This is a genomic window from Streptomyces tuirus, assembly GCF_014701095.1.
Taxonomy (GTDB): domain Bacteria; phylum Actinomycetota; class Actinomycetes; order Streptomycetales; family Streptomycetaceae; genus Streptomyces; species Streptomyces tuirus.
The window spans coordinates 2,398,000-2,420,571 of sequence record NZ_AP023439.1 but is presented as its reverse complement, the minus strand read 5'-3'; the positions used below and the strand labels follow the sequence as shown (position 1 = coordinate 2,420,571).

The 22,572-nt window shown below is 69.4% G+C and carries 19 protein-coding genes, 2 tRNA genes and 1 pseudogene; 20 read left to right on the top strand and 2 right to left on the bottom strand.

The window, feature by feature from the left end; translation table 11 throughout:
* Window positions 1-685 precede the first annotated feature (685 nt).
* The 4 genes and pseudogenes from IGS69_RS11200 to IGS69_RS11190 all read left to right on the top strand — a co-directional run bounded on the left by IGS69_RS11200 (window position 686) and on the right by IGS69_RS11190 (window position 2,131).
* Entirely contained in the window at window positions 686-880 is a 195-nt protein-coding gene (locus IGS69_RS11200) for a hypothetical protein (RefSeq protein WP_031107160.1), read from the top strand.
* Between the two features lie 115 nt (window positions 881-995).
* Window positions 996-1,481: pseudogene (locus tag IGS69_RS34590) on the top strand (serine/threonine-protein kinase); the annotation flags it as partial.
* Complete coding sequence (locus tag IGS69_RS34585; protein ID WP_332836576.1) at window positions 1,476-1,964, top strand: outer membrane protein assembly factor BamB family protein; 489 nt, start codon at window positions 1,476-1,478, stop codon at window positions 1,962-1,964. The pseudogene IGS69_RS34590 and the gene IGS69_RS34585, both read left to right, overlap by 6 nt.
* Window positions 1,886-2,131: a hypothetical protein gene (locus tag IGS69_RS11190; protein WP_190898690.1), complete on the top strand. Its 246-nt coding sequence runs from the start codon at window positions 1,886-1,888 to the stop codon at window positions 2,129-2,131. Before IGS69_RS34585 ends, IGS69_RS11190 begins: the two co-directional genes overlap by 79 nt.
* 72 nt (window positions 2,132-2,203) lie before the next feature.
* On the opposite strand, the gene IGS69_RS11185 is transcribed toward IGS69_RS11190, so the two are convergent.
* Window positions 2,204-2,277, bottom strand: a tRNA-Gly gene (locus IGS69_RS11185).
* Between the two features lie 164 nt (window positions 2,278-2,441).
* On the opposite strand from IGS69_RS11185, the gene IGS69_RS11180 reads away from it, so the two are divergent.
* From IGS69_RS11180 to clpX, 5 genes are all read left to right on the top strand, one after another.
* A tRNA-Pro gene (locus tag IGS69_RS11180) sits at window positions 2,442-2,518 on the top strand.
* A gap of 193 nt (window positions 2,519-2,711) precedes the next feature.
* The gene (gene tig, locus IGS69_RS11175) at window positions 2,712-4,100 is read left to right on the top strand and encodes a trigger factor (protein ID WP_190898688.1); all 1,389 of its coding nucleotides are present in this window, start codon (window positions 2,712-2,714) and stop codon (window positions 4,098-4,100) included.
* A gap of 359 nt (window positions 4,101-4,459) precedes the next feature.
* Window positions 4,460-5,065 (top strand): ATP-dependent Clp protease proteolytic subunit, encoded by a 606-nt coding sequence (locus IGS69_RS11170; RefSeq protein WP_190904457.1) that lies wholly within the window; start codon window positions 4,460-4,462, stop codon window positions 5,063-5,065.
* A gap of 109 nt (window positions 5,066-5,174) precedes the next feature.
* The gene (locus IGS69_RS11165) at window positions 5,175-5,882 is read left to right on the top strand and encodes an ATP-dependent Clp protease proteolytic subunit (RefSeq protein ID WP_031107154.1); all 708 of its coding nucleotides are present in this window, start codon (window positions 5,175-5,177) and stop codon (window positions 5,880-5,882) included.
* Between the two features lie 181 nt (window positions 5,883-6,063).
* Window positions 6,064-7,350, top strand: coding sequence for an ATP-dependent Clp protease ATP-binding subunit ClpX (gene clpX, locus IGS69_RS11160; RefSeq protein ID WP_185014232.1), 1,287 nt, complete (start codon window positions 6,064-6,066; stop codon window positions 7,348-7,350).
* A 67-nt stretch (window positions 7,351-7,417) separates the two neighbouring features.
* Here the strand turns inward: clpX and IGS69_RS11155 are convergent, their stop codons facing one another.
* Window positions 7,418-8,377: a hypothetical protein gene (locus IGS69_RS11155; RefSeq protein ID WP_190898686.1), complete on the bottom strand. Its 960-nt coding sequence runs from the start codon at window positions 8,375-8,377 to the stop codon at window positions 7,418-7,420.
* Window positions 8,378-8,515: 138 nt separating this feature from the next.
* On the opposite strand from IGS69_RS11155, the gene IGS69_RS11150 reads away from it, so the two are divergent.
* The 11 genes from IGS69_RS11150 to IGS69_RS11100 all read left to right on the top strand — a co-directional run bounded on the left by IGS69_RS11150 (window position 8,516) and on the right by IGS69_RS11100 (window position 22,559).
* Entirely contained in the window at window positions 8,516-11,140 is a 2,625-nt protein-coding gene (locus IGS69_RS11150; protein ID WP_190898684.1) for a valine--tRNA ligase, read from the top strand.
* Window positions 11,141-11,324: 184 nt separating this feature from the next.
* Window positions 11,325-12,848 carry a bifunctional tetrahydrofolate synthase/dihydrofolate synthase gene (folC, locus tag IGS69_RS11145; protein WP_190898681.1) on the top strand — a complete coding sequence of 508 codons (1,524 nt, stop codon included), beginning with the start codon at window positions 11,325-11,327 and terminating at the stop codon, window positions 12,846-12,848.
* Window positions 12,849-12,853: 5 nt separating this feature from the next.
* Window positions 12,854-13,210: a DUF4233 domain-containing protein gene (locus IGS69_RS11140; protein ID WP_190898679.1), complete on the top strand. Its 357-nt coding sequence runs from the start codon at window positions 12,854-12,856 to the stop codon at window positions 13,208-13,210.
* A 65-nt stretch (window positions 13,211-13,275) separates the two neighbouring features.
* Window positions 13,276-13,689, top strand: a complete 414-nt coding sequence (gene ndk / locus IGS69_RS11135; RefSeq protein ID WP_030836243.1) for a nucleoside-diphosphate kinase — start codon at window positions 13,276-13,278, stop codon at window positions 13,687-13,689.
* A gap of 275 nt (window positions 13,690-13,964) precedes the next feature.
* Entirely contained in the window at window positions 13,965-14,984 is a 1,020-nt protein-coding gene (locus IGS69_RS11130) for a rod shape-determining protein (RefSeq protein ID WP_004001297.1), read from the top strand.
* A 144-nt stretch (window positions 14,985-15,128) separates the two neighbouring features.
* Window positions 15,129-16,076, top strand: coding sequence for a rod shape-determining protein MreC (gene mreC / locus IGS69_RS11125; protein WP_031104814.1), 948 nt, complete (start codon window positions 15,129-15,131; stop codon window positions 16,074-16,076).
* A 13-nt stretch (window positions 16,077-16,089) separates the two neighbouring features.
* Complete coding sequence (gene mreD, locus IGS69_RS11120) at window positions 16,090-16,764, top strand: rod shape-determining protein MreD (protein ID WP_190898677.1); 675 nt, start codon at window positions 16,090-16,092, stop codon at window positions 16,762-16,764.
* 148 nt (window positions 16,765-16,912) lie between these two features.
* Window positions 16,913-19,156 (top strand): penicillin-binding protein 2, encoded by a 2,244-nt coding sequence (gene mrdA / locus IGS69_RS11115; protein ID WP_190898675.1) that lies wholly within the window; start codon window positions 16,913-16,915, stop codon window positions 19,154-19,156.
* The gene (gene rodA / locus IGS69_RS11110; protein WP_190898673.1) at window positions 19,153-20,355 is read left to right on the top strand and encodes a rod shape-determining protein RodA; all 1,203 of its coding nucleotides are present in this window, start codon (window positions 19,153-19,155) and stop codon (window positions 20,353-20,355) included. The genes mrdA and rodA overlap by 4 nt, the downstream gene beginning before the upstream one ends.
* Before the next feature lie 22 nt (window positions 20,356-20,377).
* Window positions 20,378-20,986, top strand: coding sequence for a hypothetical protein (locus tag IGS69_RS11105; RefSeq protein WP_190898671.1), 609 nt, complete (start codon window positions 20,378-20,380; stop codon window positions 20,984-20,986).
* A gap of 67 nt (window positions 20,987-21,053) precedes the next feature.
* Window positions 21,054-22,559: a CYTH and CHAD domain-containing protein gene (locus IGS69_RS11100; RefSeq protein WP_190898670.1), complete on the top strand. Its 1,506-nt coding sequence runs from the start codon at window positions 21,054-21,056 to the stop codon at window positions 22,557-22,559.
* Window positions 22,560-22,572 lie beyond the last annotated feature (13 nt).

Genomic DNA, 22,572 nt, shown 5'->3' with positions numbered 1-22,572 from the left:
GCGACTGTGCCGGGGGAAGTGGCGCCCTGCGGTCGCCGTTCGGTCGCAGCGAGTTCGTCACAGACCCTCCCACCAGGAGCTCGGGGAGACGATCCGGGACCTCGCTGCGCGTGCGGGGGACGAGGCAGCGTGGAACATCTGAGGCACCCTAGCGTTCCCGACAGCTATTCGTAAAACGCCGGAAGTGATTCCTGGCTATTCGCTGCGGGTACCCCGGATTGCGGGTAGTTGACGGCGCTGTCGGCGTGATGGCCAACACATCGTCCGATGGCGGATTGTGTGCACCGACTGGGCCTCGCTTGTCATGATACTTCCGGACTAAGCGACGCATAAGACCAGCAGGCGACTCCAGCGGAATGTCCGCTTCAGCACTCTTCGCCCCCTCATTCGCAGGGCTGTTGCCGGGCTTGTGGCAGCAATTCGAATTCGCTGCGAACGCATTGTGTGGAGACGGAAACGGTTCGGCCGAATTCCCTGTGCGGGTGGCCCGTCGAATTGCCGTGCGACGCCACGCTGTTGGGTGCCCGCGCGCGGGCGGGGCACATGCGGGGCGGCGACACGCGTGTGGTCGATGCGTCACCGGCCGCATAGCCCGGGCGTGTTGGTGGCACGATGGTTCTGGCGGGGGTGCGCGGGGTCGCGTCCCCGGGCCGGGAGAGCGGACCGACCGAGGGTGTGATCAGTTGTGGCCATTTCACTGTCTGTGGTGCTGCTGTTGGCGATCATCCTTGTGGTGTTGCTGAGAGGGGGATCCATCAAGGCGGGGCCGGCGATCGTGGCGATCCTCTTCGGCTTCTTCCTCGCCTCGACCGGTATGGCCCCGTCCATCAACCGGTTCCTCAACTCGATAGCGGACACCATCAACTCCATCAGCTTCTGACCGGTCCGCGAGCGCCCCTGCCGAGCCCCGCGCCGCGGGCCCGGTGAGGGGCGGGTCACGCTCGCCCCGACCACAGGACGGTGCGTGACGGGGGCGCGATTCCGACCCGGCGGAGGTGGGCGGCCACCGCATCGAGGACCGCCTCGGCTGCGGCGGCATGGGTGTGGTCTACCTGGCCCGCTCGGCCTCGGGCCGGCGCCTCGCGATCAAGGTCGTGCACAACCGCTACACCGACAACAACAAGTTCCGCACCCGCTTCCGACGCGAGGTGGCCGCCGCCCGGCAGGTCAGCGGCGCCTTCACGGCCCCCGTCGTGGACGCCGACGCCGACGCCGCGCGTCCCTGGATGGCCACCCTCTACATACCGGGCGCGGACCTCGGCACCCACGTCCGCGAGCACGGCCCGCTCCCGCTGCCCCGACTGCGCGGCCTCGCCGAGGCCCTGCGCGACATCCACCGGGCCGGAGTCGTCCACCGCGACCAGAAGCCGGCCAACGTGATGCTCGCCGAGGACGGCCCCCGCGTCATCGACTTCGGCATCTCCCGCGCCGCCGAGTTCGCCGCCTCCGACGTCCTCACCCAGACCGGCCGCGTCATGGGCATGTCCGAGGGCGTCGTCACCTTCTACGGATCACAGGGCGACCAGGGCGACTGCGTCCTGGACTCGGCGGCCGACCGCGCCTACCTGATCTGCACGGCCGAGCCGCAGGCCGGGAAAACCACCGAGACCAGCGTCTCCGAGATCGACCCGGCCACCGGGAAGCCCCGCTGGATCGTCGAGGCCGAGGGCTCCCTGCAGATGCTCGGCCGACAGGGCGGACACCTGGTGTTCACGGACGGCGTGTCCATGACCCGCGGCCTCACCCTGATCGACGCCGCCTCGCGCCAGCCGTCGCACGGTGAGCCGGTTGAGGCGTCGAGGGCGTACCTGGTCCGCGGCACCGTCTACTTCACGCGCACCAGCGGCGGCGTCCGCGCCGTCTCGCCGCGCACCGGGCGCACGCTGTGGGAATCCAACACCACCCTGGAGCGGCAGGGGCCGCCGACGGCCTCCGCCACCCATGTGCACTTCGCGTCGCCCTGAACACGCGCAGCGGCAAGGTCGAGGACACGAGGGACGGCCGCGACGACGGCGGCCGGGTCGACAGCCTGCTCGTCACCTCCGGGGCGCGGTTCCTCCTCGTCGGCGACGCCCTCTACATCCCCTACGGCGTCCGCTCCGTCTACACCGTCGACGTACGCGACCTCTGACACCGAGCTGCCCCCGCACACGACTCAGGGCCGGGTCGGAGAAGTAATTCTCCGACCCGGCCCTGAGCCGAATGGAGCGGGCGACGGGAATCGAACCCGCGTAGCTAGTTTGGAAGACTAGGGCTCTACCATTGAGCTACGCCCGCACAGCACGCGCCGCAGGTCGGGTGACCGCGGCACTGAAGGCATCGTAGCGGGTCGGCCCCCTGCGTCGCACACCGCATTCCCGCCGGAGCGGACGCGGCGCGGACCCTGGGGAAATGCGGCGGCCACACCGCCGGTCGGCATGTACCCTACGTCTCGCACCAGACGGGGTGTGGCGCAGCTTGGTAGCGCGTCCGCTTTGGGAGCGGAAGGCCGTGGGTTCAAATCCCGCCACCCCGACCAGCCATCCGATCATCTCGCGTGATCGCCCATCCGATCACTCGCGTGATCGCCTTTTGGGCGGTGCAGTCGCTGCCGTTACTATGCAAGCTGCACGCCCGTGTGTCTCAGCGTCTGAAGTCTCCGGGCGGCGAAATCCGCCGGGCCGTTCTGGCCCCGGCAGAAACCAAGAAGTCAGCCACAAGGAGACCGAACCGTGAAGAGCGCCGTGGAGACCCTGAACCCGACCCGGGTTCGGCTGACTGTCGAGGTGCCCTTCGAGGAGCTCAAGGACAGCCTCGACGCGGCGTACAAGAAGATCAACCAGCAGGTCACGGTGAAGGGCTTCCGCAAGGGCAAGATCCCTGCCCGTGTCATCGACCAGCGCTTCGGCCGCGGTGCGGTGCTGGAGGAGGCGGTCAACGACGCGCTTCCCAAGTTCTACACCGACGCGGTCAACGAGGCCGAGCTCAGCGTGCTGGGCCAGCCCGAGGTCGACATCACGGAGCTGAAGGACGGCGAGACGCTGAACTTCACCGCCGAGGTCGACATCCGCCCCTCCATCGAGATCCCGGACTTCTCCGGCATCGAGGTCGAGGTCGACGCGGTCGAGGTCACCGACGAGGACGTCGACAAGGCCGTCGAGGAGCTGCGCGAGCGCTTCGCCTCCACCGCCCCCGTCGAGCGTGCCGCCGAGGACGGCGACGTCGTCACGATCGACCTGCAGGCCAAGGTCGACGGCGAGGTCCTGGAGGACGGGGTCGCCGACGGCGTCTCCTACACCATCGGCTCCGGCGAGCTGCTGGACGGCATCGACGACGCCGTGAAGGGCGTGGAGGCCGGTGGCGAGGCCACCTTCACCTCCGAGCTCAAGGGCGGCTCCGCCGCCGGCAAGGAGGCCGAGGTCACCGTCAAGGTCACCCAGGTCGCCAAGCGTGAACTGCCCGAGCTGGACGACGAGTTCGCGCAGCTCGCCTCCGAGTTCGACACCATCGAGGAGCTCCGCGCGGACAGCCGCAAGCGCCTCGAGAACATGAAGCAGTACGACCAGGCCACGCAGGCCCAGGAGCGCGTCCTGGAGAAGCTGCTCGAGCTGGTCGAGGTCCCGGTCCCCGAGAAACTGCTCGAGGACGAGATCAACACCCGCAAGCACAACCTCGAGCACCACCAGCTCGGCCAGATGGGCCTCGACCTCGCGAAGTACCTGGAGATCCAGGGCAAGAGCGAGGAGGAGTTCGACGCCGAGACCAAGGAAGCCGCGGTCAAGGGCATCAAGACCCAGTTCGTGCTCGACGAGCTCGTCAAGCAGGAGAAGCTGAACGTCAACCAGGAGGAGCTCACCGAGCACCTCATGCGCCGTGCGGCCTCCTCCGGCATGTCCCCCGACCAGTTCGCCCAGGCGGTCGTCGAGGGCGGCCAGGTTCCGCTCCTGGTCGGCGAGGTCGCCCGCGGCAAGGCCCTGGCCGTCGTGGTCGAGAAGGCCACGGTCAAGGACACCAACGGCGAGATCATCGACCTCGACGACGAAGAGGACGAGACCGAGTCCGCCGAGGCCTCCGCCGAGGAGACCCCGGCCGAGTCCGCCGAGGAGAAGACCGAGGGCTGAGCCCCGGTCGCGGTGAGTTCGTGAGAAGGCCCCGGGGCGTGCAGCCCCGGGGCCTTCTTGCCACCCGCGAGGGCAGCCCGCCTCCAGGGGCGCGGGGAACCGCGCGACAAGCCCCCACGCGCCCGCGGCCGCCCACCGGAAGATCCGCCCACGGCGAGACGGCACGGCCCCACCGGCGGAGCCCACCGCGCTACGCCCCCGGCGAACACTCCCATCTCCGGGATTCCCCGAAGGGACCCGCGCGTTAGGGTCCATGAATACGAGGGCAGTGGAGTCCCCGAACGGCTCCTAGCCCCTAGGGAAACGTGAGACGGCCCGGCGCCGTCGTAAGACGAGCAGGTGGATACGTGACGAATCTGATGCCCTCAGCCGCCGGCGAGCCTTCCATCGGTGGTGGCCTCGGCGACCAGGTCTACAACCGGCTGCTCAACGAGCGGATCATCTTCCTCGGCCAGCCGGTCGACGACGACATCGCGAACAAGATCACCGCGCAGCTGCTGCTCCTTGCCGCCGACCCGGACAAGGACATCTACCTGTACATCAACAGCCCCGGCGGTTCCATCACGGCCGGCATGGCGATCTACGACACCATGCAGTTCATCAAGAACGACGTGGTCACCATCGCCATGGGCCTCGCGGCCTCGATGGGCCAGTTCCTGCTCAGCGCCGGCACCCCCGGCAAGCGCTTCGCGCTGCCGAACGCCGAGATCCTGATCCACCAGCCCTCCGCCGGCCTCGCCGGTTCGGCCTCGGACATCAAGATCCACGCCGAGCGGCTGCTGCACACCAAGAAGCGCATGGCCGAGCTGACCTCGCAGCACACCGGCCAGACGATCGAGCAGATCACCCGCGACTCGGACCGCGACCGCTGGTTCGACGCCTTCGAGGCCAAGGAGTACGGCCTCATCGACGACGTCATCCCCACGGCCGCCGGCATGCCGGGCGGCGGCGGCACCGGGGCCTGAGCGGTCCCCACGGGGCCTGTGGCGCCCCGTGAGGCCCACGGAGCCCTCCCGGGCCCCAGCGACCCCAGACAGCCCCAGCCGACCGCCTCAGCCCTTTTCAGGAGACACCGTGAACCAGTTCCCCGGCAGTGGGATCTACGACCGTATGCACGCCGTGCAGGACATGAGCGCCTCCCAGGGCCGCTACACCGGCCCGCAGGCCGAGTCCCGCTACGTCATTCCGCGCTTCGTCGAGCGCACTTCCCAGGGCATCCGCGAGTACGACCCGTACGCGAAGCTCTTCGAGGAGCGCGTGATCTTCCTCGGCGTCCAGATCGACGACGCCTCCGCCAACGACGTCATGGCGCAGCTGCTGTGCCTGGAGTCGATGGACCCCGACCGTGACATCTCGGTCTACATCAACAGCCCCGGCGGCTCCTTCACGGCGCTCACCGCGATCTACGACACGATGCAGTACGTGAAGCCGGACATCCAGACGGTCTGCATGGGCCAGGCCGCCTCCGCCGCCGCCGTCCTGCTGGCCGCCGGTACACCGGGCAAGCGCATGGCCCTGCCGAACGCGCGCGTCCTGATCCACCAGCCGTACAGCGAGACCGGCCGCGGTCAGGTCTCCGACCTGGAGATCGCCGCGAACGAGATCCTCCGGATGCGCTCGCAGCTGGAGGAGATGCTGGCCAAGCACTCCACCACGCCGGTCGAGAAGATCCGCGAGGACATCGAGCGCGACAAGATCCTCACGGCCGAGGACGCGCTGAGCTACGGCCTGATCGACCAGATCATCACCACCCGGAAGATGGACAACTCGAGCCTGCGCTGAGGCGAGAGGCAGTGAGGTCTGCCGCCCCTTGGCACGGTTTGACTCGGTTCACGTCAAAGCGAACCGCGCCAAGGGGGGCCCGAACGGGGGGCCCGGCAAGGTACCGTCGGACATAAGGCAGCACCAGGAGTCCGCTGGACGTCGGCGTCCAGGAGTCTCCCAGGCGAAGGGGAAGCACACCGTGGCACGCATCGGTGACGGCGGCGATCTGCTCAAGTGCTCGTTCTGCGGCAAGAGCCAGAAGCAGGTCAAGAAGCTCATCGCAGGGCCCGGTGTGTACATCTGCGACGAGTGCATCGACCTCTGCAACGAGATCATCGAGGAAGAGCTCGCGGAGACCAGCGAGGTGCGCTGGGAGGAACTCCCGAAGCCCCGCGAGATCTACGAGTTCCTCGAGGGCTACGTGGTCGGCCAGGAAGCCGCCAAGAAGGCCCTCTCCGTAGCGGTGTACAACCACTACAAGCGAGTCCAGGCCGGCGAGAACGGCGGGGCGAACGGCCGTGACGACGGCATCGAGTTGGCGAAGTCCAACATCCTGCTCCTCGGTCCCACGGGCTCCGGCAAGACCCTCCTCGCGCAGACCCTCGCGCGCATGCTCAACGTCCCCTTCGCGATCGCCGACGCCACGGCGCTCACGGAGGCCGGTTACGTCGGCGAGGACGTGGAGAACATCCTGCTCAAGCTGATCCAGGCGGCCGACTACGACGTCAAGAAGGCCGAGACCGGGATCATCTACATCGACGAGATCGACAAGGTCGCGAGGAAGAGTGAGAACCCCTCCATCACCCGCGACGTCTCGGGCGAGGGCGTCCAGCAGGCCCTGCTGAAGATCCTCGAGGGCACCACGGCCTCGGTCCCGCCGCAGGGCGGCCGCAAGCACCCCCACCAGGAGTTCATCCAGATCGACACGACGAACGTGCTGTTCATCGTGGGCGGTGCGTTCGCCGGTCTCGAGAAGATCATCGAGTCCCGGGCGGGCGCCAAGGGCATCGGCTTCGGCGCGCAGATCCGCTCCAAGCGCGAGATGGAGTCCAAGGACCAGTTCCAGGAGGTCATGCCGGAGGACCTGGTCAAGTTCGGCATGATCCCCGAGTTCATCGGCCGTCTCCCGGTCATCACCTCGGTCCACAACCTCGACCGCGAGGCCCTGCTCCAGATCCTCGTCGAGCCGCGCAACGCGCTCGTCAAGCAGTACCAGCGCCTCTTCGAACTCGACGGCGTGGAGCTGGACTTCGAGCGCGAGGCCCTCGAAGCCATCGCCGACCAGGCCATCCTCCGCCAGACCGGCGCGCGCGGCCTGCGCGCCATCATGGAGGAGGTCCTCCAGGGCGTGATGTACGAGGTCCCGTCCCGCAAGGACGTGGCCCGGGTCGTCATCACGGCGGACGTCGTCCAGTCGAACGTCAACCCGACCCTGATCCCGCGGGATGCGCGGGGGCGGGGGCCGGGCGAGCAGAAGACGGCGTGACACAGACGTACAGGGAAGGGGCCCCGGTCATCGACCGGGGCCCCTTCCCTTTGTGCCTTCGGCGTCGTCAGGCCTTCACTCGGATCTCCGGGCGGATCTTGGTCGCCATGTCGATGGCCGTGTCCTTGGACGTGTCCCCGGCGGCAGTGCCGGAGGAGACCACGGCGATGGTGCTGTAGTCGGCCCAGGCGCAGAACCAGTTGGTCTGCTCCTTCTTGGTCATGACGTTCTGGCCCTTGACCGCCTGGCACTTCATGACCGCGCCGTCGAGGTCCGCCTCCTCCGGCTCGCCGAGCAGCTCGGTCTTGCTGCCGCTGCTGCTGGAGGAGTCCTTCTCGGCCGACTTCTTGAAGTTGGCGAAGAACGTGTCCAGGGAGGCCTCCGGGTCGGAGACCTCTCCGTAGACACCGAAGAACTGGACACTCTTGGCCGTTGCCATCGCGGCGGCCGAGGACGGGTCGGAGGGGTCGTACTTGGTGGGGTCCACCGTGGAGTAGGAGCCCAGCACGGACTTGCCGTCCTTGACGCCGCTCTTCTCCAGCTCCTTGGTGGAGTCGCCGGCGGTCGCCCCGTCCTTGGTGATGCGGTTGTACTCGCTCAGCACCTTCGCCGGCGTAGCCAGCTTGTGCGGCCCGTCGTCCTCCAGGGCGCCCGCGCCGCCGCCCCCGCCGATCACGAAGTACGCGCCGACGCCGATCGCCGCCACAACCGCGACCGCGCCGACGATGATGCCGGTCTTCTTCTTGCCACCGCCGGGCGCGGGCGGCTGGGGCACGCCGTACGGGGCCTGGCCGTAGGGCGGCTGCTGGCCGTACGGGGGCTGCTGGCCGTACGGCGCCTGCTGGGGCGGGACGCCCTGCGGGGCCTGCTGGGGGTAGCCGTAGCCGGGCTGGGGCGGAGGGGCCTGCTGGGGGTAGCCGTAACCGGGCTGGGGCGCCTGCGGCGGCTGGCCGTACGGGCCCGGCTGGCCGTACGGACCGGGCTGCTGGGGCTGCCCGCCGTACGGGCCCGGCTGGTTGTAACTCATGGTCTGGGTTCCCCTCCAGATGCTTATGTGTTCGGGACATCCTGGCGCAGACCCGCCGTGTGCATGGCATCGGGGCCGCCACCGTTACAAACGAAACGCGTTTCGGGACCGGTCGGTGACACCTCTAAACTGACCCCCGTGACCGAGAACGCTCAGCAGCAGCCACCAGCGCCCAGCACCGACCTGCCGACCCAGTACGCGCCGGCCGACGTAGAGGGGCCGCTGTACGAGCGCTGGGTAGAGCGGGGTTACTTCGAGGCGGACGCCAAGAGCGACAAGCCGCCGTACACCATCGTCATTCCGCCGCCGAACGTCACGGGCTCGCTCCACCTGGGGCACGCCTTCGAGCACACGCTCATCGACGCCCTGACCCGCCGCAAGCGCATGCAGGGCTACGAGACGCTGTGGCAGCCCGGCATGGACCACGCCGGCATCGCCACGCAGAACGTCGTCGAGCGGGAGCTCGCCAAGGAGGGCAAGTCCCGCCACGACCTGGGCCGTGAGGCGTTCGTCGAGCGCGTCTGGCAGTGGAAGGGCGAGTCCGGCGGGCAGATCAGCGGCCAGATGCGCCGGCTGGGCGACGGTGTCGCCTGGTCCCGCGAGCGCTTCACGATGGACGAGGGCCTGTCGCAGGCCGTCCAGACCATCTTCAAGCGGCTCTACGACGACGAGCTCATCTACCGCGCCGAGCGCATCATCAACTGGTGCCCCCGCTGTCTGACGGCCATCTCGGACATCGAGGTCGAGTACCAGGACGACGACGGCGAGCTCGTCTCCATGAAGTACGGCGACGGGGACGACACCATCGTCGTCGCCACCACCCGTGCCGAGACGATGCTCGGTGACACGGCCGTCGCCGTCCACCCCGGCGACGAGCGGTACAAGCACCTGATCGGCAAGCTGGTCAAGCTGCCGCTGACCGACCGCTCCATCCCGGTCGTCGCGGACGAGCACGTCGACCCCGAGTTCGGCACCGGTGCCGTCAAGGTGACCCCGGCGCACGACCCGAACGACTTCGAGATCGGCCAGCGGCACGACCTGCCGGCCATCGCGGTCATGGACGAGCACGCCGTCATCACCGCCCATGGCCCCTTCCAGGGCCTGGACCGGCTGGAGGCCCGCTCCGCGATCGTCGCCGCGCTGCGCGCCGAGGGCCGGATCGTCGCCGAGAAGCGGCCCTACGTCCACAGCGTCGGCCACTGCTCGCGCTGCAAGACCACCATCGAGCCCCGCCTGTCGATGCAGTGGTGGGTCAAGGTCGGCCCGCTCGCGAAGGCGGCCGGTGACGCCGTCCGCGACGGCAAGGTCAAGATCCATCCGCAGGAGATGGAGAAGCGCTACTTCGACTGGGTCGACAACCTCCACGACTGGTGCATCTCGCGGCAGTTGTGGTGGGGCCACCGCATCCCGGTCTGGTACGGCCCGAACGGCGAGGTCGTCTGCGTCGGCCCCGACGAGGAGCCGCCGAGCGGTGAGGGCTGGCGTCAGGACACCGACGTCCTCGACACCTGGTTCTCCTCCGGCCTGTGGCCGTTCTCCACGCTCGGCTGGCCCGAACAGACCGAGTCGCTCGCGAAGTTCTACCCGAACTCGGTCCTCGTCACCGGCTACGACATCCTCTTCTTCTGGGTCGCCCGGATGATGATGTTCGGCCTGTACGCGATGGACGGCACCCCGCCGTTCCACACCATCGCCCTGCACGGCATGGTCCGCGACCAGTTCGGCAAGAAGATGTCGAAGTCCTTCGGCAACGCGGTCAACCCGCTGGACTGGATGGACAAGTACGGCAGCGACGCCCTCCGCTTCACCCTCGCCCGCGGTGCCAACCCGGGCGTCGACGTCCCGATCGGCGAGGACTGGGTCCAGGGGTCCCGCAACTTCGCCAACAAGATCTGGAACGCGACGCGCTTCGCGATGATGAACGGCGCCACGATCGAGGGTCCGCTGCCCGACGCCTCGAAGTTGTCCTCGACCGACCGCTGGATCCTCTCCCGCCTCAACTCGGTGGTCGCCGAGGTCGACGCGTTCTACGAGGACTACCAGTTCGCGAAGCTCTCCGACGCCCTGTTCCACTTCGCGTGGGACGAGGTCTTCGACTGGTACGTCGAGCTGTCCAAGACGACGTTCCAGGCGGGCGGCGAGGCGGCCGAGGTCTCCAAGCGCGTCCTCGGTGAGGTCCTCGACGTCACGCTGAAGCTGCTGCACCCGGTGGTCCCCTTCGTCACCGAGACCCTGTGGACCACGCTCACCGGCGGCGAGTCGGTCGTCATCGCCGACTGGCCCAATGACAGTGGCTTCCGGGACGCCGACGCCGAGCGCGAGATCGAGTCCCTCCAGTCGGTCATCACCGAGGTCCGCCGCTTCCGCGCCGACCAGGGCCTCCAGCCCGGCCAGCGGGTCCCGGCCCGGCTGACCCTGGACGGCACCCGGTTCGCCCCTCACGAGGCCGCCATCCGCCAGCTGCTCCGCCTCCAGCCGGAGGGCGACGCCTTCACGGCCACGGCGACCCTCCCGGTCGCCGGCGCCGAGGTCGCCCTCGACCTGTCCGGCACCATCGACGTCGCCGCCGAGCGCAAGCGCCTCGCGAAGGACCTCGCCGCGGCGGAGAAGGAGAAGTCCCAGGCCAACGGCAAGCTCGGCAACGAGGCGTTCCTGGCCAAGGCCCCCGACCACGTCGTCGACAAGATCCGCACCCGCCTCGCCAAGGCGGAGGAGGACATCGCCCGCATCCAGGCCCAGCTGGAGAGGCTGCCGCAGGGTTAAGGGTTCATACGGTGGGTGAGGCCCCCGGAGCCGTCGGGCCCGGGGGCCTCACGCATGCCCCGGGGGCACGTCCCCGCTGTTCAGGGGCGCGGGGAACTGGGCGAGCGCCCCCCACGGACCCGAGGCCGCCCAGGGACGCAAGCCACCGCGAACAATGTCAGTCGGTCTCCGTAGACTGGGCCCCGTGAGCGAGCTCCCTCCAGACCACGACGCCGACGACCAGCCCGACCCCCTCGACCCCTTCGACGAGATCATCGCGGAGGAGACCGACCGCGACCCCGACCTCGCGGTCATCGAAGCCGGCAGCCGGACCCTCCGCACCCAGGGCGGCCCCCCGGACGCCGACATCCCCGCGCGCCCCGCCGACCCCGAGGTCGACAAGGCCCTGCGCGAGGTCGAGACCGAGCTCGCCACCCGGTGGGGCGAGACCAAGCTGGAGCCCTCCGTCAGCCGTATCGCCGCGCTGATGGACGTGCTGGGGGAGCCGCAGCGGTCGTACCCGTCGATCCACATCACGGGGACGAACGGCAAGACCTCCACGGCCCGCATGATCGAGGCCCTGCTCGGCGCCTTCGAGCTGCGCACCGGCCGCTACACCTCGCCCCACGTGCAGTCGATCACCGAGCGCATCAGCCTCGACGGCGCGCCCATGGCGCCCGAGCGGTTCATCGAGACGTACCAGGACATCAAGCCGTACGTGGAGATGGTCGACGCCTCCCAGGAGTACCGGCTGTCCTTCTTCGAGGTGCTCACCGGCATGGCGTACGCGGCGTTCGCCGACGCCCCCGCCGACGTGGCCGTCGTCGAGGTCGGCATGGGCGGCTCCTGGGACGCGACGAACGTGATCGACGGGGACGTCGCCGTCGTCACGCCCATAGACCTCGACCACACCGACCGGCTGGGCACCACACACGCCGAGATCGCCACGGAGAAGGCCGGCATCATCAAGCAGGGTGCGACGGTCATCATGGCGCAGCAGCCGGTCGACGCGGCGCAGGTGCTGCTGAAGAAGGCCGTCGAGGTGGACGCGACGGTGGCCCGGGAGGGGCTGGAGTTCGGTGTCGTCGAGCGGCAGGTGGCCGTCGGCGGACAGCTCGTGACGCTGCGCGGGCTGGGCGGCGAGTACCCCGAGGTGTATCTGCCGCTGCACGGCGCGCACCAGGCGCACAACGCGGCCGTCGCGCTCGCCGCCGTCGAGGCGTTCTTCGGCGTCGGCGCGCAGCGGGCCGACGCACTGGATCTGGACACGGTCCGCAAGGCCTTCGCGGCCGTCGCCTCGCCGGGCCGGCTGGAGGTTGTGCGCCGGTCGCCGACGGTCGTGCTGGACGCCGCCCACAACCCGGCCGGTGCCCGGGCGGCAGCCGAGGCGATCGGGGAGGCGTTCCAGTTCAGCCGTCTCATCGGCGTGGTCGGCGCGAGCGGCGACAAGAACGTCCGGGAGCTGCTGGAGGCCTTCGAGCCGGTGTTCGCCGAGGTCGTGGTCACGCAGAACTCCAGCCACCGCGCGATGGACGCCGACGAGCTCGCCGGCATCGCCGTGGAGGTGTTCGGCGAGGAGCGCGTCCAGGTCGAGCCGCGGCTGCCCGACGCCCTGGAGGCCGCCATCACGCTGGCCGAGGAGGAGGGCGAGTTCTCCGGCGGCGGTGTGCTCGTCACCGGTTCCGTCATCACCGTCGGCGAGGCCCGACTGCTCCTGGGGAGGGGCTGAGTCCCGTGCGCACGCTCTGTTCTTCGACCCTGATCGGCGAGTTCTTCGTCATCGGGTTCGCCGGTCTGGTCGCCATGAAGGACCCCGACCTGTCCATGACGACCGTGTGGACGGTCAGCGGCATCGCGATGTTCCTGTGTCTGGTGCTGTGCGGCCTGGTGACGCGCCCGGGCGGGGTGGCCCTCGGCTGGGCGCTGCAGATCGCGCTCATCGCCTCGGGGTTCATCGTGCCGACCATGTACTTCCTGGGGGCCGTCTTCGCGGCCCTGTGGTGGGCGTCGGTGCACTACGGCCGGAAGGTGGACGAGGCGAAGGCCAGATTCGCGGCCCAGGCGGGTTCCTCCACACCTGACGCTGCGTGACGCCCGCCCCGACACGCCGGGTAATCTCGTCCCACCGCAAAACCTTTACGTACTAGGAGCCCGTAGTGAGCCAGCGCACCCTCGTCCTCCTCAAGCCCGACGCCGTCCGTCGAGGCCTGACCGGCGAGATCATCAGCCGCATCGAGCGCAAGGCGGGCTGGACGATCACCGCGCTGGAGCTGCGCACCCTGGACCAGGACACCCTGGAGCAGCACTACGGCGAGCACAAGGGCAAGCCCTTCTACGAGCCGCTGGTGGACTTCATGGCTTCCGGCCCGGTCGTGGCGCTGATCGTCGAGGGTGAGCGGGTCATCGAGGGCGTGCGCGCGCTCGCCGGCCCGACCGACCCGATCGCCGCGGCGCCCGGCTCCATCCGCGGCGACTACGGCGTCATCGTCCGGGAGAACCTGATCCACGCCTCCGACTCCGAGGAGTCCGCCGAGCGCGAGGTGAAGATTTTCTTCCCCGGCCGGGCGTAGCGTCCGCACCTCACCAGCACATACGGCAGGTCCGGGGGCCATGGTCCCCGGACTTTGCGGCATATGCGTGGCGATCGAGGGAACGATGGTCCCCGAACGCCCGTCTCCAGAAGCGAATGCGGACGGCATCTGCTGACAATGGCGGAGACCCTCCCGCAGTGTTCGCGAAGGCGCGTCTACGATGGAAGCCTTCACGTCACAGCACCCACCTTTGCCTACCTGAAAAGCCCTCAAAAGCTAGTGGGAAGGCCAGACGAATCCTGATGGGGAACTCAATGTCGTTCATCGGCCGTGACATGGCTGTCGACCTCGGGACCGCCAACACGCTGGTGTACGTCAGGGGTCGCGGGATCGTACTCAACGAGCCGTCCGTCGTCGCGATCAACACCAACACCGGTGGCATCCTCGCGGTCGGCGCCGAAGCGAAGAAGATGATCGGGCGCACGCCGGGCAACATCGTTGCCGTCCGCCCGCTGAAGGACGGCGTGATCGCCGACTTCGAGATCACCGAGCGGATGCTCCGCTACTTCATCCTGAAGATCCACAAGCGGCGGTATCTGGCTCGTCCGCGGGTCGTCGTCTGTGTGCCCTCGGGCATCACGGGCGTCGAGCGCCGCGCCGTCATCGAGGCGTCGTCCCAGGCCGGCGCCCGTCAGGTGCACATCATCGAGGAGCCCATGGCCGCGGCCATCGGTTCCGGCCTGCCGGTCCACGAGGCCACGGGCAACATGGTGGTCGACATCGGCGGCGGCACCACGGAGGTCGCGGTCATCTCCCTCGGCGGCATCGTCACCGCCCAGTCCATCCGTGTCGCGGGCGACGAACTGGACAACGCGATCATCCAGCACATCAAGAAGGAGTACTCCCTCCTGCTGGGTGAGCGCACGGCCGAGCAGATCAAGATCACGATCGGTTCGGCGTACGACCTCGACTCCGACGAGCACACCGAAATCCGCGGCCGGGACCTGGTGTCCGGGCTGCCGAAGACCGTCGTCATCTCCGCCGCCGAAGTCCGCAAGGCGATCGAGGAGCCGGTCAACGCGATCGTCGACGCCGTCAAGACGACCCTCGACAAGTGCCCGCCGGAGCTGTCCGGCGACATCATGGACCGAGGAATCGTTCTGACCGGCGGCGGGGCGCTGCTGCGCGGTCTCGACGAGCGGCTGCGCCGGGAGACCGGCATGCCGATCCACATCGCCGAGGACCCGCTGGACAGCGTGGCGCTCGGATCCGGAAAGTGCGTCGAGGAGTTCGAGGCGCTCCAGCAGGTTCTGGACGCCCAGCCACGCAGATGACATAACTCTTCGATTCCGCCGTACGGGACGATCTCCTCTCGTGCGGCGGATCGTTGATATAGATGCATAAGCTCCCACAAAGCAGCCCCTCGGGTTTCCCTGGGGCTTCCCGAATTCCTATGAGGAAGGGCACGGCCGCCGCACGTGAGGGACACACGAGAGAGCCGGCTGCTCCTGGTGCTGCTGATCGCCATCGCGTTCGCGTTGATCACGGTGGACATCCGCGGCGGGGAGGACTCGCCCGTCGACGGGGCCCGGCAGGGCGCGGCGACGGTCTTCGGCCCGATCGAGAGCGGCGTCTCGGCCGCGGTCGACCCGGTCGGCAACGCGGTCTCCGCCATCCGCGACTCCGGTGAACGGCACGACCGGCTCGCCGCGCTGGAGAAGGAGAACGCGGCCCTGAAGGCGCGCCTGGGCAGCGACGACCGCAGCCGCAGCCGCCTCAAGCAGCTCGACAAGATGCTGAAGATCGCCGGCCAGGGCCAGTACGGCATCAAGGGCGCCGAGGTCATCGCCATCGGAGCCGCGCAGGGCTTCTCCTGGACCATCACCGTCGACGTCGGCGCCAACGACGGCATCAAACGCGACATGACCGTCCTGAACGGGGAGGGGCTCGTCGGCCGGGTCACCACCGTCGGCCCCAACACCGCCACGGTCCTGCTCGCCAGCGACCCCGACTTCACGGTCGGCACCCGGATGGAGTCCGGCGACGAGCTCGGCTTCGCCTCCGGGCAGGGCGACCGCCCGCTGCGCGTCGAGCTCCTCAACGGCAAGGCCGAGGTGAAGAAGGGCGACCGCCTGGTCACCTTCGGCTCGCAGGCCGACCGGCCGTTCGTGCCCGGTGTGCCCGTCGGCGTGGTCTCCCGCGTCGACCCCTCCGGCGGCGGCCTGACCCGCACGCTCTACGTCACGCCGTACGTCGGCTTCACCAAGCTCGACATCGTCGGAGTCGTCGTCGAGGCCCCGAAGAAGGACCCGCGTGACACGGTCCTCCCGCCCAAGCCCAAGCCGACCCCCCGGCCGACGGTGACGGTGACCGTGACGCCGTCGGCCGAGGCACCCGTGGACGGCCAGAACCAGCAAGAGCAGTAGGAGCTGTCACCCCATGCGCGTCAACCGGATCCTGCTCTCCTCCGCCCTGGTCGTCGTCGCCCTGGTGATCCAGGTGAGCGTCCTCGCCCGTCTCCATCTGCCGGGCGCCGTACCCGACCTGCTGCTGCTCACCGTGCTCGGCCTCGCGCTGGTGTACGGGCACGTGGGCGGTGCCCTCGTCGGGTTCGGCGCGGGCCTGCTCGCCGACCTGGCGCCGCCCGCCGACCACGCCGCCGGGCGCTACGCCCTCGTGCTGTGCGTCATCGGCTACCTCGCGGGCCTGGTGAAACCCGAGTCCGGGCAGCTGAAGTCCGCGACCGGCCCCATGGTCGTGGTGGTCGCCGCCGCGGTCGGCTCCACCCTGCTGTACGCCGGGGTCGGCGCCCTCGTCGGCGACACCGCCGCCCGCCACGTCGGCCTCGGCAGCCTGCTGTTCACGGCGGCCCTCTACGACCTGCTGCTCGCCCCGTTCGTCGTGCCGGGGATCATGGCCCTGGCCCGGCGCGCCGAGAACGATCCGCTCGCCGAGTCGACCTCGGCCGCCGCGAAGGCCACGGACATCTCCTCCGGCTGGCTCTCCGGCGGCACCGGACTGAAGATCGGCAGCCAGCGCAACGGGCTGCGGGTGAAGGCGGCCCGGGCCCGCATGGCACGCGCCGGGCGCATCAAGGGGGTCAAGCGGCTGTGACCGCAGGGAAGTTCACCCGAACGGATCGGTCCGGTAGGAACGCCGGCTGGTTGGCCCGTCGTTCATCACTCGTATCCGCACATCCGTGCCAGGGCGCACGGTCGCACCCGCACACCCGTACGCGCACCGAGAGGGGGAGGCAGCCGCAGTGACCAACATTCCCGAGACCGGCAGGAACTCACGGGTCCAGATCCGGCTCGTCGTCATCCAGGTCCTCGTCCTCTCCCTCCTGCTCACCCTCGGCGGACGCCTGTGGTACCTCCAGATCCGTGAGGGCGCCGCCTACGCCAAGGAGGCCTCGGGCAACCACGTCCAGCAGGTCGTCCAGCCGGCCGTCCGCGGCTCGATCCTGGACGCGCGCGGCGTGGCGATCGCGGACAACGAGACGCGGCTGGTGGTCTCCGCCTCCCGCACCGACCTGCTGAAGATGAAGGACGACGGCAAGGAAGTCCTCACCAAGCTCGCCGGAGTCCTGGGCATGACGCCCAAGGACGTCCAGATGAAGGTCCGGCTGTGCGACGCCAGGACGCCGCAGCCCTGCTGGAACGGCTCGCCCTACCAGCCCATCCCCATCACCGACGAGGCCACCGCCAAGCAGGCCCTGCAGATCCGCGAGCGCGCCGAGGACTTCCCCGGCATCACCGCCGAGCCGCAGGCCGTGCGCCGCTACCCGAGCCCGGGCAAGGCCAACACCGCTCAGGTCCTCGGCTACCTCTCCCCGGTCACCGACGAGGAGATCAAGAAGGCGCAGAACACCAACTCGCCCTATCTGCGCTCCGACCAGGTCGGCCGCTCGGGCCTGGAGCGCCAGTACGACAAGGCGCTGCGCGGCAAGGCCGGCGTCACCCGCTACGAGGTCGACAACCTCGGCCGGGTCATCGGCCAGGCCGAGGCCGACCCGGCCCACCCCGGCGACAACCTCGTCACCAGCATCGACTCCCGGGTCCAGCGCGTCGCCGAGTACCAGCTGAACGAGGCGATGAAGGAAGCCCGCAAGCAGCACGACCGCAACACCGGCACCAACTACAAGGCCGACTCCGGCGCCGTCGTGGTGATGGAGGCCAAGACCGGCCGCGTCGTCGCCATGGCCTCGAACCCCAGCTACGACCCGAACGCCTGGGTGGGCGGCATCTCCGCCAAGGACTACACCCGCCTCACCGGCAAGAGCTCCAACTACCCGCTGCTCAACCGCGCCATCCAGGGCCAGTCGGCCCCCGGCTCCATCTTCAAGGTCATCCCGACGGCCGCCGCGGTCAACGCCGGGTACTCCTTCAACGGCCCCTACAACTGCTCCAGCTCGTACTCGATCGGCGGCCAGGTCTTCAAGAACTTCGAATCCCAGAGCCACGGCGCCATCAGCCTCGGCCGCGCCCTGGAGGTGTCCTGCGACACCGTCTTCTACGCCCTCTCCCACGAGGAGTGGAAGCGCGACGGCGGCACCAAGCCGAAGAAGAACCCCAAGGACTGGTTCTACAAGACCGCCCACCAGTTCGGCCTCGGCAAGGAGACCGGCATCGACCTTCCCAACGAGGTCACCGGCCGCGTCCCCGACCGCCAGTGGAAGCTGAACTACTGGAAGGCCAACAAGGACGCCTGGTGCCGCACCGGCAAGCGCAACGGCAGCTACGCCGAGAAGATCGCCTACGAGAACTGCCTCGAAGGCAACCGCATGCGCGCCGGTGACTCCGTCAACTACTCCATCGGCCAGGGCGACACCCTCGTCACGCCCATCCAGATGGCCACCATCTACTCGGCCATCTCCAACGGCGGCACCCTCTACAGCCCCTCCGTGGGCAAGGCCGTCATCAGCGCCGACGGCAAGACGGTCACGCCGATCAAGCCCGAGTCGCACGGCAAGCTGCCGATGACGCAGAAGACGCGCGACGAGATAGACGAAGCCCTCGCGGGAGTCGCCACCCGCGGTACGGCCGCCTGGAGGTTCGGCGGCTGGCCGCAGGACAAGATCCCGATGCACGCCAAGACGGGTACGGCGGAGGTCTACGGCAAGCAGACGACCTCCTGGTTCGCCACCTACACCAAGGACTACTCGATCGTCATGACGATCTCCCAGGGTGGTACGGGTTCCGGCGCCTCCGGCCCCGCAGTCCGCAACATCTACAACGCGCTGTACGGCGTCTCCGAGGACGGAGCCATCGACCAGAAGAAGGCGCTGCTGCCCACCCCGCAGAAGACCCTGCCGAAGGTCAAGACGGACGGCACCATCGCCTCCCCGAAGGTCCCGAAGGACCCGGCCAAGGACCAGAAGGCCGACAAGAAGGACCCGAACGCCCCGGCGGACCCGCTCCAGCCGGTCACATCGGCCCCGCCGTCCCCCGAGAACCGTGACACCCGAAGGCGGCGCCGCCGGGGAAGCCGGAGGTGCCCGGCATGACCGGCGGAGTGAACAGCTTCCAGGTCTCCGGCTACGGTCCCGAGCGCTCCGGCTGGACGCGGCTGCTGGCCCGTGACTCGGTGGCGCGGCGGCTCGACTGGCCCATCCTGCTGTCGGCGGTGGCCCTGTCGCTGCTCGGCACGCTCCTGGTCTACTCGGCGACCCGCAACCGCACGGAGCTCAACCAGGGCGACCCGTACTACTTCCTCGTCCGGCACCTGCTGAACACCGGCATCGGCCTCGCCCTGATGGCCGGCACGATCTGGCTCGGCCACCGCGCCCTGCGCACGGCCGTCCCGGTCCTGTACGGCTTCTCGCTGCTGCTGATCCTGCTGGTGCTCACCCCGCTGGGCTCCACGATCAACGGCGCCCACTCCTGGATCAAGCTGCCCGGCGGCTTCTCGCTCCAGCCCTCGGAGTTCGTCAAGGTCACGATCATCCTGGGCATGGCGATGCTGCTGTCGGCCCGGGTCGACGCGGGCGACAAGCAGTACCCCGACCACCGCACGGTCGTGCAGGCGCTCGGCCTGGCCACCGTGCCGATGCTGATCGTGATGCTCATGCCCGACCTCGGGTCGGTCATGGTGATGGTCATCATCGTGCTCGGCGTGCTGCTGGCCTCCGGGGCGTCCAACCGGTGGGTCTTCGGCCTGCTCGGCGCGGGCACCCTGGGCGCGGTCACCGTCTGGCAGATCGGGATCCTCGACGAATACCAGATCAACCGCTTCGCCGCCTTCGCCAACCCCGAGCTCGACCCGGCCGGCGTCGGCTACAACACCAACCAGGCCCGCATCGCCATCGGTTCGGGCGGCCTGACCGGCTCCGGCCTCTTCCACGGCTCGCAGACCACCGGCCAGTTCGTGCCCGAGCAGCAGACGGACTTCGTCTTCACCGTGGCGGGGGAGGAGCTGGGCTTCCTCGGCGGCGGCCTGATCATCGTGCTCCTCGGCATCGTCCTGTGGCGGGCCTGCCGCATCGCCCGGGAGACCACCGACCTGTACGGCACGATCGTGGCCGCGGGCATCGTCGCCTGGTTCGCCTTCCAGACGTTCGAGAACATCGGCATGACCCTCGGCATCATGCCCGTCACGGGCCTGCCGCTGCCGTTCGTCTCCTACGGAGGATCGTCGATGTTCGCCGTGTGGATAGCGGTGGGGTTGTTGCAGTCGATCCGGGTGCAGCGGCCGATGTCGGCCTAGCGGCCCGAACGGGGGGAGCGGAATGTCCGGGGAGCACGTCGCCCTCTGCCCGGTGACCGAGGAGCTGCTGAGCCAGCTCCTCGCCCTGGCCGAGCTGGACCTGACCGAGGACGACGCCGTCGAGGCGCGGATGCGGGAGGCCGCCTGGCCCGACTGGACGCAGGCGGTGCGGGGGCCGGCGTACGAGGACACCCCCGATGTCCCCGACGCCACCCACATCACCCCGCAGGGCCACTTCGTCACCTGCGACGGCGACGGCTCGCTCCACCTTCCGTTCGCCTACCTCTACTCCGTCGACGGCGGTCTGCTCGACGAGGACTGCTGGGGCCCGCTGCCCGGCTGGACCAGCGAGGAGGGCGCCTGGCGGCCGGAGTTCGACGCCCACTTCGCCGCCGTGGTGCGGCAGTTCACCGACCGGCTGGGCCTGCCGCACCACGACGTCCGGCAGCCCAGGTACAAGACCCGGTACGTCAGCTGGCGCCTGGAACACAACGTGCTGATCGTCGGCCAGGGCCCGGAGCCGCTGTCGTACCACCAGTTCGAGGACGCCCACGTGTACCTCGTCTCCCGGACGGTGAAGGACGCGCCGTTCCCGGACGGCGAGGAGATGCGCGCCCTGCTGACGACCTGAAGGCGCCGTCGCCCTCGGGGGGTACGCACCACTGCTGTCCCGGCTGATCAGCCACTAGATTTGATCCATGGCGGAGACGAAACGCGAGATCGAGCGCAAGTACGAATCCGACGAGAGCGGCCTCCCCGACCTGACCGGAGCCGGTGGGATCGCCGCTGTGGTCGACAAGGGCGTGGCCCACCTCGACGCCACCTACTACGACACCGGAGACGAGCGCCTCGCCGCCTCCTCGGTCACCCTGCGCCGCCGTACCGGCGGTTCCGACGCCGGCTGGCACCTGAAGTTCCCGATCGCGCCCGGCGTCCGTGACGAGATCCACGCCCCGCTCTCCGACACCCTCCCCGACGACCTGGCCGCGCTGGTCCGCTCCCGCGTCCGCGACAGCGAGCTGCTCCCGGTGGTCCGGCTGCGCTCCGCCCGCGACGTACGCCACCTGCTCGACGCCGACGGCCGGCTGCTCGCCGAGGTGAGCGTCGACACCGTGCACGCCGAGCGACTCACGGGGCGCGGCGGCGAGGCACAGTGGACCGAGGTCGAGGTGGAACTCGCCGACGGGGGAGACCCGGCCCTGCTCGACAAGGTGGAGAAGCGGCTGCGCAAGGCGGGCGTACGGCCGTCGGCGTCGCCGTCGAAGCTGGCCCGCGCCCTGGAGGAGACGGCACCGGGCAAACGGCGCAAATCCCCGCACGTGCGGCGACCGGTGACGGCCGGCGACCATGTGCTGGCCTATCTGCGCACCCAGCGGGACGCCATCGTCGAGCTCGACCCCGCCGTCCGCCGGGACATCGAGGACTCCGTGCACAGCATGCGCGTGGCCACCCGCCGGATGCGCAGCACCTTCAAGACGTTCGGCACGATCCTCGACCGGGCCGTCACCGACCCCGTCGCCGCCGAGCTGAAGTGGCTCGCCGGAGAGCTGGGCCTGGACCGGGACCGCGAGGTGCTGACCGGGCGGCTGACCGCGGCCGTCGACGAGGTGCCCGACGGCCTGGTCCGCGGCCCGGTCACCGAGCGCCTGCACTCCTGGTCCAGCGCCGAGCACGGCGGCGCCCGCGGCCGCCTCCTCGGGGTCCTGGACTCCCGCCGCTACCTGGCTCTGCTCGACACCCTCGACGCGCTGATCGCCGACCCACCACTGCTCAAGGCGGCCGGCAAGGCGCCGCGCAAGCCGATCGCCAAGGCCGTACGCAAGGACTTCCGCAAAGTGTCCGGGCTGATCGGACAGGCGGCGGACCTGGAGCCCGGCACCGACCTGGACGTCGCCCTGCACGAGGCGCGCAAGAAGGCCAAGCGCACCCGCTACGCGGCAGAGGCGGCCGAACCCGTCCTCGGCAAGCCCGCCAAGACCATGGTCAAGTCCATGAAGGCGCTGCAGAACCTGCTCGGCGAGCACCAGGACAGCGTCATGGCCCGCAAGGCCCTGCGCGAGCTGTCCGCCGTCGCCCACGCGGCGGGAGAGAGCGCCTTCACCTACGGCCTCCTCCACGAGCGCGAGGAGCAGCGGGCGGTGCGCGTAGAGGCGGAACTGCCCGGGTTCTGGGCCGGGATCAAGGACGGTGCGGCGGATCTCTGATCTTCCGGCGTAC